Raw genomic sequence first — 12191 nt, 5'->3', positions numbered from 1 at the left:
AATGGCAATAGGAAATAGAGTATATTTAAAAAGAGACTTACCAGATAAAGAACTTGTAAAAAGATTCAGCGTATTACCAGCAGCAAATGTGGGAGACTGTATGTATAGGTCAAGTGCATTAAGCTCAGAAATAAAGTTAATGTCTTCGCCAAAAAATAGAATGTGTGGAGTTGCATTAACAGTAAAATCAAGACCAGGAGATAATTTAATGCTTCACCAAGCCCTTAATATAGCTCAAGAAGGAGATGTAATAATACTATCTAATAATGGAGATAGAACACAAGCTATCATGGGAGAAATCATGTACAAATATCTTGCAGATTTCAAAAAAGTAGCTGGAATTGTAATAGATGGTCCAATAAGAGATATTGATTTCATATCAAAGTCTAGTTGTCCAATATATGCTACAGGAACTACTCCAGGTGGTCCATATAAAGAAGGTCCTGGTGAGGTAAATGTACCTATCTCTATAGGTGGAATTGCTGTCAATCCAGGTGATATAATACTAGGAGACCAAGATGGTGTAATAGTAATCCCTAAAAATGATGCAGTAGACCTTATTGAGAAAGCAGAAGCAAATGCTAAACAAGACCACGATAAGGTCGTAAAGGCTTCTGAAGGAACTGCAAATAGAGACTGGGTAAAGGAAACTTTAGAAAAAAAAGGCGTGGAAATTATAGATGATGTTTATAGAGTTTAATAATAAATGACCTTTATTCTATATCTATAAAATATTTATATATATAAATTTTAAAATACGATTAACTACCAATTTAGTTAATCGTATTTATTTTATTTAATGAATATTTTATGAGACTGTAAATTAATTTGTGCTTTTAAAGATAATTTCCACTTTATAGAAACAATTATTTATTTACTATTAATATTTCCCAATATATGAATTTTATTTTAATAAATTGTAAAAAATGTATACTGGGATATTTCTAAATATTTTTGGAAACCATATATATTATGGCAAATTTTTAGAATGTGATTTTTTAAAATTATATTCTATTATCAAAGAATATAGATAACTGATTATATATACGGATGATTTATCCATAAACTAACCCTTATTGGTGATTTGTTTTACTAAAATCAATTTACTTTATATGGGAATTAAACTTTAACTAGCACAATAGACCAAATAATCATGGAGTATTCGATTCGAAATACGTTGACCATAATGGTGTAAAATTTAATAGGTATTGGATTAATTTACAGATTTAAATTAATATGAATAGTTTAAATCAGTTGGAAACAGTGGGTTTATTTGCCTTAATGTGTAAAAAAATGCTTCTTCCATATGCTTCCACTATATTGAAATTAGATTTTTCTAAATTTTCCACAAATATATATTAAGAATATTTCTAATAATATATTCGAGAACATAATACAATTGGCAAATACTATATATGAACTCTCACTTTCAAATAGCTGATATTGCCAATTAGACCTTAATAATTCATCAATATACTCAACGAATAATCTGGATAATACAAAAGCAATAATTATAGCAAATATACCTATAATTACCATTTTAATACTAATCTTTATTTTTCTTTGATTCATTTATTCTCCACCCTCCCTCTTTACTTTGTTTCGTACAATATAACAATTATGACCTTATGATTTTATAATATTTTATTTATAATTTTATCATTTTTGTATTTTCTTTACTTATTCATATCACTATTATATACGATTTTTTCATAGATTTAAAAGTATTATATTCCACTTGTAATTAAGAAAAGAACTCTAAATAATTAGTGTTCTTTTCTTATCAACTTACGAAACCGTTGGCAACATGAAATATTTCAACGACACGTCGCTTAGGCGAAGTAAATTTTTTATTTATTATCGTTACATAGCATTTGTAATTAGTTTTATAATTTAGTTAAAAACTTTGAGAGGTGTTTTTAGATTGTCTAAAGTATTTTTTAATATTTTAGATGTATTAATTTTATTTTTCTCTAAAAAGTGTACTAATCTGTATTTTCTTTGCTTTTCTAAAGGCATTAAATGAAGAAATATATATTATAAAATATATAATTATTAATGGTGTTAGATATACATATATTATATTAATAAAACTATTATGAATATTAAATTTTGAGAATATTAAATTAATAGCATTTATACCTATAAATGATGGAATAATTGAAAATAAATAACTAATTGTAGTTATTATGAACAATTCATAAAAAAGTAATTGAAATATATATTTATCTTTATATCCAACACTTTTATAAATTGCTATATCAAAAAATTTATCATTTATAGATTGTTTTAATAAAATATTTATTAGTATAAATGTAAGTACAATTATGAATGTAATAAGTGAATTAACTATATATTTTACAGTAGTTATCATTTCATAATCAACATTTATATAAATGTTGTTAATACTATCAGTTAAAATTATAGATGTATTGAGCAAAATATTAATTAAAGCTATAAAAATAGTTAGTATAATAATGTATATCTTTATTTTTGATTTATCTCTTTTAATACTTAATAATGATAAATTTATTATATTTTTCATATACTATCACCTTTAATTAATATTTGCTTCTTATAGCACGTATTGGATTTAAATTTGTTATATATGAAATACTTTTTAAGTTTGATAATATAACACTAAAAATCATTATAAAAATTCCAATTATAATAGAAATAAGATTAATTTCAAATTTAAGATCACTCATATATATACTTAGATAATTTTTTACTATAGTATTTAATAACAAGAATATAAGCTTACAAATAACTAATCCTATAAATAAACTAAATATATTTATAATTGTAGATTCATAAATAATTATCTTTTTTAATTGTCTATTTTTATATCCAAAAGCTTTTAACATCCCTAATTCACTTTGTCTCTTCTTTAAATCATTTACATTATTTAGAGATATATTAATTATAGATATTATAAATATAGTAATAGAAATAATAGTACCTATATAAATAATTGTTTTATATAACTCATCTAATAAACCTACAGTTGATTTTGGAAATGCATCTATTCCTTCTCCTCTTAATTTATCTACTACATTTTTAACAGACTTATGATTATCTACTAGAGCTATTAGTGTTTTAAAGTTATCAGAATTATCTATATAATGTTCATCAATCATATTGTTGTATTTTTCATTAATCATTTTTAAGTCATCATAAGGTATATACACATCACTTGGAAAATCGTTATTATTTATTGAGTCATAAACTCCTATTACTTTGAAACTATACTCAAAACCTGATAATTCATCTATTGAGTTTTTAAATTCTATAGTTATAGTTTTTCCTAAAAATTCTTCTCCGTCTAAATAATTTATACTTTCTTTTTTAAATTCAACTTGATTAGTACCAGTTGGATCGAAATTTTTAGGTATTATACCAACATTTTGGTCATTATTATTAAAAATATTTCCTTTAATTATATCTGGCATTTTTTGTTCAAATCCAGATGTTAAAGATATAATATTATTATTATCATTATTAAAAAGTTCTTTAGAGTTTTTTATATCTCCTGCAATTGGCGGTTTATATTCATAAAATTCAACTATTGAACTATCATTTTCTAATAGATTATTTATTTTATTTTCAATATTTATATTTTGATCAACACTAAAATTTATCATTATTGTTCTATGTTCAATAGTATTTAATATAGAATTTTTTATGAAATTGTTTAAAGAACCTGATAGTGATGTAGTTAAAATAAATAATATAAATGAAAAAAAAGTAATAAAGAAAATCTTAAACGTATTTTTTTTATTACGTACTATATTTTTTATCGAGATATTTATATAGTTTTTTAATATCATAATATAAATTCCTCCAACTTACCATTTCTTAAATAAAAAACCTTATCTGCATACTCCAACAAATTTTCATTATGAGTAACCATTATAATAGATTTACCCATACTTGATAAGTATTTGAAATACTCCATAACTTTTTGCTCGTTTTCTTTATCTAAATTTCCAGTAGGTTCATCTGCAACTATTACTGAAGCATCATTAGCTATTGCACGCGCTATGGCTACTCTTTGTTGCTCTCCACCTGAAAGTTCATTTGGAAAACTATTGTATTTATCTTCTAACCCAAAGATTCTAAGCAATTCTATAGACCTATTTTTTAAGTCTATATTTTTGTATAGGTTATTTATATACATTGGAATAGTCACATTTTCATATACTTTTAACTTTGGATTTAAAAAAAATCCTTGAAATATAAAGCCTAACTCTTTCATACGTATATCTGCTTTATCATTATCATTTAAGTTTTCAATAACTTTACCTTTTATAGATATATTTCCAGAACTTTGTGTATCTAGCAATCCAATTATATTCAACAATGTTGATTTACCTTCTCCAGACTTTCCTAAAATCATATAAATCTTAGAACTTTCTATATCTAAATTAATATTGTCCAAAATAATTTTGTTTTTATAATGTTTACTTATATTTCTTAATGATATGTTTATCATTTTCTATCTCCTTATTTAGGACTAAAGCACTCCAATATAAAGAGGATGTTTCAGTTCATATTATTTTATTAAAGTTAAAAAAGTTAATATAAAAAATATAATTGGAGAATAAAACTTTAACAGAAATATGTAAAGAGATACGGATATCAAGGTCGACAGTAAGAGAAAGATTTTTAAAACAAGGATATTTATTTGATAAAAATAACAATAAATATGTATACGATTCTGAAGCAAATAATAAGCCTATAAAGAAAAATAAATGTGAAAATAATACAAAAGTATTAAAATAAAAAATACAAGTCTTAGAATCGAAAATAGAAGCTATAGAGAATAGATTAAATAATAAATCTAGTTCAGATGGTATAAAAAAATTTGAAGGAAAAACAGTATCAAGATGTTATAGACTTTATGAAGATGTTCAAAAATATTTTAGTAAATTTTGTAAAGAAAATTCAAACTATAAGGTGCAGGATATATTATCTATGGCATTATATGAGTATATGAAAAATCATAATAATTTATAAGAGGAACAACTTGATTTGGAGTAATCAAAAACAAATTTTAAAAAATAATTTATGTGAATCACTAAGGAACAGAATAGACTTTAATATTGTTAAATATAGAAATTACATGACTCATTAGGACAAGCAGTTATAACTTTAGATAAAGAAGATATATGTAGTATGGCAACAATAGTGTTAGAGATGGAGCAGTGTAAATTAGTAGGATTTAGATTAGATGATGAAAGTTTTGAAGAGTATTTAGAAAGAGATGCAAAGGGATATAAGATTGTAAATAAAAATGGATGTTTTAGTGAATTTGATTTTTATGAAGCAGTAAATATATGTTTAAATACTTCAATAGAAGATGCGATAAAATCATATAATATATTAGTTAGATCATTAGTAATGTTAGATAAAAGATTAGGTAAAAGGCGATTAAAAAATATATGAAGATATAGAAAAAGAGAATAATTTAGTAAAGAAATTTTATAATATAAGAGTTGAATCAGAAAATATGATTTTAAAGAAAAATGCATAAAAAATACAACTAATACAGAAATAAATAAAGTAAAGATAAAAAAAATTATTTATATCGCTTTTGCAAAAATTAATAAAGTAAAGTTCCATGGAAAACTGAGAAATGTAAAAAATAAAAAAGGTGATGTCTCAAAATAAAAATTTGAAATATCACCTTCTTATCGCTATGTACTTACATATCTAAAAGGTTTGCCATTCTATCAAACGTATTATATCCAACTATACCATCAGAAGTTAGACCATAAGACCTTTGGAAATTTTTTACAGCGTTATATGTGATAGGTCCAAATTGTGAATCTATATTAATATCATATCCTATATCAAATAACATAATTTGAACACAATGAACATTATTTCCTCTTGTAATATGACCATATCCAACCAAGTCTCTAGTGCTTATTGTATAATTGCTAGAACCTGTAATTGTTATAGTTGCTCTATTTGGGTCATATGTTCCATAATTTTTTGAGTATGTTCCCATACTCATATCATTTTCACTAAGCATAGATTTCTTATCTGAAATGAAAACTTCATCATCTTGTTGAGGAACTATATTAAGTTCCTTGCATAATTGCTCATAGTGTTTTTTTGCAAAATCTGGTGCATCTTTATACTTAAATGTATACCCGGATATCTCAAAATTGATTATCTTTTTTCCTCCTGCATTATTTTCATTTTTTTCTGCAAATGCTAAATTAGTAAATGTAAGCATTAAACAGCAGAAAAGTGCTAAAACTTTTTTTAACATAAAATCCTCCTATAAAATTATACTATTTCCACTCAAGCTTCATTCGCTATTTGTAGATACTTCTATTTTATCATATTTTCTTGGTATTTCACCTAAAACTTTACAAGATTCTTCATATCTTTTTCGATATTTTTCAGGAGCAGTTTCATATGTGTAATCTATCGTTTCTGTAAATGCATGTCCATAATTTTTTTGTTTTTCTACATTTGTTGTATTTTCGTTAAAATTTTCTTTTGCAACAGGAATTTGAGCATTAATTTCTAAAAAAGATATACATGAAATTATAAATACTAATATTCCTACTAGAATACCTCTTCTGTATTTTTTCATAGATTTTATATTTTCTAGTCTTATTTCTAAAATAGACTTATTAAATTCTGTTATTAACATATCAGTTTTATTTAAATTAGCAATTTCTATAGAATGAAGTAATGTTAAACCATATAGATTTCTTTCTTTTGATGAACAATTATTAAGTACACTTTCATCACAGCAAAGTTCACACTCTTCGCTGATTCTTTTACTCATTATATAAACAAAAGGATTAAACCAAAATAAACTTTTTACAAATAATACTAAAAACTTTATTAATATATCTTTATTTTTGAAGTGTATCAACTCATGCTTTAAAATCCAATAAATATCATCTTCACTATATGCTAAATCAGGTAAAAAAATATATGATTCAAATAATCCCATATAGGCAGGACTTTCTAATTCTTCTGTATGTCTAATATGTATATTCTTTTTAATATTTAGCTCCATTAATAGAGTTTTATAAGTCTTTTTAATATTTTCATTTTCTACATTAGAAGAAGTGTCAAGGATTAAATTCTTGAATTTAAAATATCTGGATAATGAGTAGAATAAATATATTATTGTAACAATTATCCAAGTAAATACTATGACAAGAGATATAGTTATTTTTGGAATAAAATTAATATTTAGACTATTAAAATTGTTAATAATAGTGTGTTTTTGAAGAATTTTTGTATATAAGTCTATAGAATAGTTGAATACAAAAAATAACATTCTAAAAATAATAATCAACCAAATGTAATAGTTAAATTTTTTACTAAATTTTTTAAAATAAAATCTTTTTAAAAAGATTAAAATACATATGCCAAAGCTACTTACAATAGTAGTTTTTAATATAGCATTAATTAAATAGTTAAATACATAACTATTCATCATCTTCTGTACTACTAAAACTTTCTTTGAAAGACTCAAATGTTTCTTTAGATAATATATTTCCAGCATATAGTGAAACCATCATGCTTTCTGCAGAATCATTATGAATTCTTTTAAAGAAATTTTTTGTCTCAAAAATTTGATATTCTATTTCTCCAATTATAGCTGTATAGTATGTAAATCTTTTTATTTTTTCTGCGTTTAAAAATTTCCTTTTGACTAATCTTGATAGAAGTGTTAAAGTTGTTGTTTGCTTCCAATCAAATTGTTGCTCCATAGATGCTACCACTTCTTTAGATGAAACTGTTTTGTTAATCTTCCAAATAAATTTCATAATTTTTAATTCTGCTTCTGGTATTTTTTGAATCATAGTACTTTCCCCCTTTTAATTTAATTTTACGTTTATAATTTATATACTACAAAAAGATATAAAAAGAGTCAAATAAAATTTATCTGAACAAAAAAAAATAGTGCATAAGTTATATAAACACTATTTTCTAAACATATGTATTTTTATTAATTCCTTAATTTTTTGGTACTTCTATAACATCTGAATCTCTTGGAGTTATCCCAGAAGCTTTACAAGATTCTTCATATCTTTTTCGATATTTTTCAGGAGCAGTTGCATAAGTATAATCTATAGTTTCTGTAAATGAATGTCCATTATTCTCTGTATTTTCTTTATTTACAGTTGGAATATTTTCTAATATAGGAGTCTGAGCATTAATTTCTAAAAAAGACGTGCATAAAGTTATAAATACTAATATTCCTATTAGTACCCCATTTCTTCCTTTCTTTTTTGTTATATTTTCAAGTCTTATTTCTAGATTAGATTTACTAAATTCTGTTGTCAATAGACCTGCTTTATTTAAATGAGAAAGTTCTATAGCATGTAATAAAGCTAGACCATATTTTTTCTTTTCTCGTAATGTACAATTGTTTAGTACACTCTCATCACAACAAAGTTCACAATCTTCACTTATTTTATTACTCATAATATAAACAAGAGGATTAAACCAAAACAAGCTTTTTGCAAATAATACTAAAAACTTTATTAATATATCTTTATTTTTAAAATGAGTTAATTCGTGTTTTAGTATCCAGTATATTTTATCTTCTTGATATTGAAAGTCTAATAACAATATATAAGTATTAAATAAACCCATGCATGCTGGACTATCTAATTCTTCAGTATACTTAAGAGGTATATTCTTTTTTATATTTAACTCAAGTAATAAGTTTTTGTATATATCATTTATATGTACATCTTCTATCTCAAAAGATGTATCAATGACTAGACGATTAAATTTTAAATATTTACATAAAGTATGAGATAATGACACTATAGCCCCAATTATCCAAATTAATAATATATAAAATGAAACATCTAAAGTTGGATTAATTTTATTATTTAGATTAGTAAAATTATCAATTAAAGCATAATTTTTTGATATTTCTTTAGTAAAGTCTATAGAATAATTTAAGAAGAAAAACAGCATTCTAAGTATAACAATTAACCAAATATAATAGTTAAACTTTTTATTAAATATTTTAAATAAGCATGTTTTTAATAATAGCAATAAACAGATATAAATACTGCTTATGATTGTTGTTTTTAATAAACAATTAAATAAATAGCTCATACAATTACTATACCTCCTAAAAAATAATTTTTTCATTTTATAATTAATATACAATAATATAGAAATAATTACCTGTGAATATTAAATATTAAAAAAATAGATATACTATTTAAGATAATATCTTAAGAAGTATGTAGATGATACTTAGAAAAATAGAAAAAAATATAAACAATCGTTAATAGCAATAAACCAAATATTTAAAAAATATAATAATAAATTTATACATTACATAAATATGAACACTTAAATGGAAAAAACTTAATGAATTAAAAAATTTGGTTAAAATCTGTAAAGATAAGGAATAATACATGGAATTATGTTAAAAAAAGAGTTATCAGATTTAAATAACTCTTTTCTACTCATTACTTTGATTTTCACTTAAATTTTTTATTAAAGCATATAAAACATCTGAAACAATCTTTAATCCTTTTGTATCTAAATTTTCTAGACCTTCTATTATATCATTTTGTAAATGAGGTTTTGCATATTTAACATAATCTTTAAGAATTATATCAGATGTTGTGTCTAACTCATTTACTATTTTAATAAATGTTAATAAGCTAGGAATTTTCTTACCTCGTTCAATATTACTTAGATGATTATATCCTATATCAACTTTCTCTGCTAATTGTTCTATCGTAATTCCCATCTCTTTTCTACGCTCTCTAATTCTTTCTCCTAAATAATTTAAATTCAAATTTATAATCTCCTATTTTTATATAGTTTCTATTAATTAGTATATATTTTAAAGAGTATCCTTTTAACAACCCATTAAGTTGAAATGTATCTTATAGAGTGTATTTATAATAAATATTCTATGCGAAATTATGTAAAGATATTCAAAATAAAGTGAATGTCTCAAAATAAAAATTTAAATCGTCTCTTTTTTTGTAAAAATACTGTAAAATTTAAAAGCTCTGTAAAGATATTTTTTATTATAAGTAAAATACTTCACTCTGTTTTTTTTTCGCAACAGCATAGACTATATTTTTTTTATTGTCAAAACCGACTAAAAAAATATAGTCTATTTAATGCTCAACAAAAAAACAACTCACGTTTGTATATCATAAATTATTAGTTTTAAAATTTAAAGAGGGAAAATAATATGAGTACAAGAGGATTAATAGGTTATAGAGCTACAAAAAGAAGAGATAATACAAATAACGTATTTGGAATTTATAATCATGAATCAAGTGAATTTATCTATAAGGGGCTTGATGTTTTAGAAATATATTGTGACCATTTAAAAAAAGATTTTATTGATATATTCAAATCAAAAACATGGGATAATTCAGTAGATGCACATGTTAATGATACATTAAGTATTTTTAGTTTAAAAAAAAGAAAAATTTTAAAATTATTCAAGTTTCTTACTAAAAGGTGTTTTTTGTGAATATGCTTATATTTATAATTTACAAACTGGTGAACTAGAAGTCTATGAAACTATTAAAAATAAGCTTTATTTTAAAAATCAATATAAATATGAATCAAATTATTATTTAAATTTAGCTTTTATAGTAAATAGGGAAAATGTTCATTTCATTTTAAATTTATTTTATTATTCTTTGAGACTTGGTGATAATGCATTAATTAGAATGTATATGAGAGACCTAAAAAATAAAAAGTAATCTATTACTATAGTAATATTCAACTGAAATATAGTACATATTTCAGTTGGATAAATAAAATAATTATTCTGGAGGATAAAATGATATATCATAATAAAAAAATTGAGACTTATTTCATTGAAGGAATTGAATATTATAAAAGCAATCACAGAATGTTATATAATAAAGAATTTCATCGTAGACATGGAAAGAATTGGGGTATAAAAGAATTAAGCTATTTATGTAAAATGCGTCCTTTTATGAACTGGAAGAATTTAAGTATGGCACTTGAAAGGACTCAAAGCACTTGCATGAATAAATATAATGAATTGAAAAAAATTAATAAAATAGATTTTTACAAAAATATATAAATATGTGAAATTTAAATTTAACAAATTAAATATTTTAGGAGGTATTAATAATGGAAGTATATATTGTATCTGAAACTTTTGGAGACTCTTCTAATGAGTCTAATATCATTAAAAGAGCTTCATCAAAGCAAGAATTAAATAAATGTATTATAAAAATGAAAAAAGAAAATCTAATTGATACAAATTTAGAGATAAATCTTAATTCAAATATAAATATAAAAACATTAAATAAAAATATAGATTTTATTAATATAGAGAAAGTAGAGTTAAATATATTTAACTGCTAATAATAAACATAGATAGTTTTAATACAATTTTTAAATGATATAATTATGATATAATAAAAATAAAGACATAAAAAGGAGTGATAATTATAGCTACAGCAAAAAATATCATAAATGAATTCTATAATTTGAATGAAAACGAAAAGGAAGAAGTAATAAAAGAACTTTTAAATTTTAACGCCAAAAAAAATCTTGATAAAATGATGGATGATACAATAAATGATAATATTGAAGCTCTAAGAAAGTTGGCTGAATAATGTATATATCATTAACATTAGATGAGATTTTAAAATATCATCAAAAAATAATAACTGAAAGTGGTGGCTATCAGGGTTTCAAAGATATAAAATTATTAGATAGTGTTCTTAATAGAGCAAATGCAACTTTTTCTGGAATTGACCTGTATAAAACAACTGAAGAGAAAATATCAGTTACAACACATAGTTTAATAAGTTTTTTTCTTCGATTCCTGAGATATCTCTAATATTTTTAGGAACGACTGCTGGGCTAAAGTCATTATCTCTGTCTCTTGGAACGTCTAGTTGCAAATCTCCAAATTGTGACTTTACAGTTTTTTTGCTATATCCATTTCTTCTATTAGTTGTATTCTTGTTATGGTTGTCACCCTTTTCATAACCTAGTTCCAATGCTATTTCTTGTTCTGACATCTCTTGTAATATATCTTTGAACATATCTCTTAGATAGCTACTTATATCTCCAGATTTTATAAATTCTCCATCTGATATAATTTCTTTGACTAATTGTTTTCTTAAAGTATTCATAAAAAATCTCCTTTACGACATTTGATTATA

Annotated in this window: 17 protein-coding genes; 7 read left to right on the top strand and 10 right to left on the bottom strand. The window is 23.0% G+C overall.

All coding sequences use genetic code 11. From position 1 onward, the window contains the following. Nucleotide 1: 1 nt before the first annotated feature. The gene (locus JJC02_03465) at nt 2–700 is read left to right on the top strand and encodes an RraA family protein (protein ID UDN55257.1); all 699 of its coding nucleotides are present in this window, start codon (nt 2–4) and stop codon (nt 698–700) included. Nucleotides 701–1326: 626 nt separating this feature from the next. On the opposite strand, the gene JJC02_03460 is transcribed toward JJC02_03465, so the two are convergent. The 4 genes from JJC02_03460 to JJC02_03445 all read right to left on the bottom strand — a co-directional run bounded on the left by JJC02_03460 (nt 1327) and on the right by JJC02_03445 (nt 4495). Beyond that, complete coding sequence (locus tag JJC02_03460) at nt 1327–1572, bottom strand: hypothetical protein (protein ID UDN55256.1); 246 nt, start codon at nt 1570–1572, stop codon at nt 1327–1329. A gap of 391 nt (nt 1573–1963) precedes the next feature. After that, nucleotides 1964–2545: an FtsX-like permease family protein gene (locus JJC02_03455; GenBank protein ID UDN55255.1), complete on the bottom strand. Its 582-nt coding sequence runs from the start codon at nt 2543–2545 to the stop codon at nt 1964–1966. Between the two features lie 16 nt (nt 2546–2561). Next, on the bottom strand, nt 2562–3830 hold the full coding sequence (locus JJC02_03450; GenBank protein UDN55254.1) for an ABC transporter permease: 1269 nt from the start codon (nt 3828–3830) through the stop codon (nt 2562–2564). Further along, entirely contained in the window at nt 3827–4495 is a 669-nt protein-coding gene (locus JJC02_03445) for an ABC transporter ATP-binding protein (GenBank protein ID UDN55253.1), read from the bottom strand. The genes JJC02_03450 and JJC02_03445 overlap by 4 nt, the downstream gene beginning before the upstream one ends. Before the next feature lie 101 nt (nt 4496–4596). On the opposite strand from JJC02_03445, the gene JJC02_03440 reads away from it, so the two are divergent. Both JJC02_03440 and JJC02_03435 read left to right on the top strand, forming a co-directional pair. Next, nucleotides 4597–4785 carry a hypothetical protein gene (locus JJC02_03440; GenBank protein UDN55252.1) on the top strand — a complete coding sequence of 63 codons (189 nt, stop codon included), beginning with the start codon at nt 4597–4599 and terminating at the stop codon, nt 4783–4785. A 393-nt stretch (nt 4786–5178) separates the two neighbouring features. Next, complete coding sequence (locus JJC02_03435; protein ID UDN55251.1) at nt 5179–5448, top strand: hypothetical protein; 270 nt, start codon at nt 5179–5181, stop codon at nt 5446–5448. Nucleotides 5449–5707: 259 nt separating this feature from the next. On the opposite strand, the gene JJC02_03430 is transcribed toward JJC02_03435, so the two are convergent. From JJC02_03430 to JJC02_03410, 5 genes are all read right to left on the bottom strand, one after another. After that, nucleotides 5708–6283 carry a peptidoglycan-binding protein gene (locus JJC02_03430; protein UDN55250.1) on the bottom strand — a complete coding sequence of 192 codons (576 nt, stop codon included), beginning with the start codon at nt 6281–6283 and terminating at the stop codon, nt 5708–5710. Nucleotides 6284–6322: 39 nt separating this feature from the next. Beyond that, complete coding sequence (locus JJC02_03425; GenBank protein UDN56369.1) at nt 6323–7474, bottom strand: protease; 1152 nt, start codon at nt 7472–7474, stop codon at nt 6323–6325. Further along, entirely contained in the window at nt 7467–7844 is a 378-nt protein-coding gene (locus JJC02_03420) for a BlaI/MecI/CopY family transcriptional regulator (GenBank protein ID UDN55249.1), read from the bottom strand. The genes JJC02_03425 and JJC02_03420 overlap by 8 nt, the downstream gene beginning before the upstream one ends. A gap of 154 nt (nt 7845–7998) precedes the next feature. Next, entirely contained in the window at nt 7999–9117 is a 1119-nt protein-coding gene (locus JJC02_03415) for a protease (protein ID UDN55248.1), read from the bottom strand. Nucleotides 9118–9472: 355 nt separating this feature from the next. Further along, nucleotides 9473–9814 carry a helix-turn-helix transcriptional regulator gene (locus tag JJC02_03410; GenBank protein ID UDN55247.1) on the bottom strand — a complete coding sequence of 114 codons (342 nt, stop codon included), beginning with the start codon at nt 9812–9814 and terminating at the stop codon, nt 9473–9475. A 408-nt stretch (nt 9815–10222) separates the two neighbouring features. Here JJC02_03410 and JJC02_03405 point away from each other — a divergent pair, with 408 nt between their 5' ends. The 4 genes from JJC02_03405 to JJC02_03390 all read left to right on the top strand — a co-directional run bounded on the left by JJC02_03405 (nt 10223) and on the right by JJC02_03390 (nt 11636). Then, the gene (locus tag JJC02_03405) at nt 10223–10510 is read left to right on the top strand and encodes a hypothetical protein (protein UDN55246.1); all 288 of its coding nucleotides are present in this window, start codon (nt 10223–10225) and stop codon (nt 10508–10510) included. A 315-nt stretch (nt 10511–10825) separates the two neighbouring features. After that, nucleotides 10826–11095 (top strand): hypothetical protein, encoded by a 270-nt coding sequence (locus JJC02_03400; protein ID UDN55245.1) that lies wholly within the window; start codon nt 10826–10828, stop codon nt 11093–11095. A gap of 50 nt (nt 11096–11145) precedes the next feature. Then, nucleotides 11146–11382, top strand: a complete 237-nt coding sequence (locus JJC02_03395) for a hypothetical protein (protein UDN55244.1) — start codon at nt 11146–11148, stop codon at nt 11380–11382. Nucleotides 11383–11459: 77 nt separating this feature from the next. Continuing rightward, on the top strand, nt 11460–11636 hold the full coding sequence (locus JJC02_03390) for a hypothetical protein (GenBank protein ID UDN55243.1): 177 nt from the start codon (nt 11460–11462) through the stop codon (nt 11634–11636). Between the two features lie 174 nt (nt 11637–11810). On the opposite strand, the gene JJC02_03385 is transcribed toward JJC02_03390, so the two are convergent. Continuing rightward, nucleotides 11811–12161, bottom strand: a complete 351-nt coding sequence (locus JJC02_03385) for a transposase (GenBank protein UDN55242.1) — start codon at nt 12159–12161, stop codon at nt 11811–11813. Nucleotides 12162–12191: the final 30 nt, after the last annotated feature.

The sequence above is a fragment of the Clostridioides sp. ES-S-0054-01 genome, assembly GCA_021561035.1.
GTDB lineage: Bacteria > Bacillota > Clostridia > Peptostreptococcales > Peptostreptococcaceae > Clostridioides.
Note: the sequence above shows the minus strand (reverse complement) of the source record. Positions and strands in the feature narration are given on the sequence as shown.

Coding starts and splice junctions, on each gene's coding strand:
- JJC02_03465 (UDN55257.1), top strand. CDS start 2: ATGGCAATAGGAAATAGAGTATATTTAAAAAGAGACTTACCAGATAAA.
- JJC02_03460 (UDN55256.1), bottom strand. CDS start 1,572: ATGAATCAAAGAAAAATAAAGATTAGTATTAAAATGGTAATTATAGGT.
- JJC02_03455 (UDN55255.1), bottom strand. CDS start 2,545: ATGAAAAATATAATAAATTTATCATTATTAAGTATTAAAAGAGATAAA.
- JJC02_03450 (UDN55254.1), bottom strand. CDS start 3,830: ATGATATTAAAAAACTATATAAATATCTCGATAAAAAATATAGTACGT.
- JJC02_03445 (UDN55253.1), bottom strand. CDS start 4,495: ATGATAAACATATCATTAAGAAATATAAGTAAACATTATAAAAACAAA.
- JJC02_03435 (UDN55251.1), top strand. CDS start 5,179: ATGGCAACAATAGTGTTAGAGATGGAGCAGTGTAAATTAGTAGGATTT.
- JJC02_03430 (UDN55250.1), bottom strand. CDS start 6,283: ATGTTAAAAAAAGTTTTAGCACTTTTCTGCTGTTTAATGCTTACATTT.
- JJC02_03425 (UDN56369.1), bottom strand. CDS start 7,474: ATGAATAGTTATGTATTTAACTATTTAATTAATGCTATATTAAAAACT.
- JJC02_03420 (UDN55249.1), bottom strand. CDS start 7,844: ATGATTCAAAAAATACCAGAAGCAGAATTAAAAATTATGAAATTTATT.
- JJC02_03415 (UDN55248.1), bottom strand. CDS start 9,117: ATGAGCTATTTATTTAATTGTTTATTAAAAACAACAATCATAAGCAGT.
- JJC02_03405 (UDN55246.1), top strand. CDS start 10,223: ATGAGTACAAGAGGATTAATAGGTTATAGAGCTACAAAAAGAAGAGAT.
- JJC02_03400 (UDN55245.1), top strand. CDS start 10,826: ATGATATATCATAATAAAAAAATTGAGACTTATTTCATTGAAGGAATT.
- JJC02_03395 (UDN55244.1), top strand. CDS start 11,146: ATGGAAGTATATATTGTATCTGAAACTTTTGGAGACTCTTCTAATGAG.
- JJC02_03385 (UDN55242.1), bottom strand. CDS start 12,161: ATGAATACTTTAAGAAAACAATTAGTCAAAGAAATTATATCAGATGGA.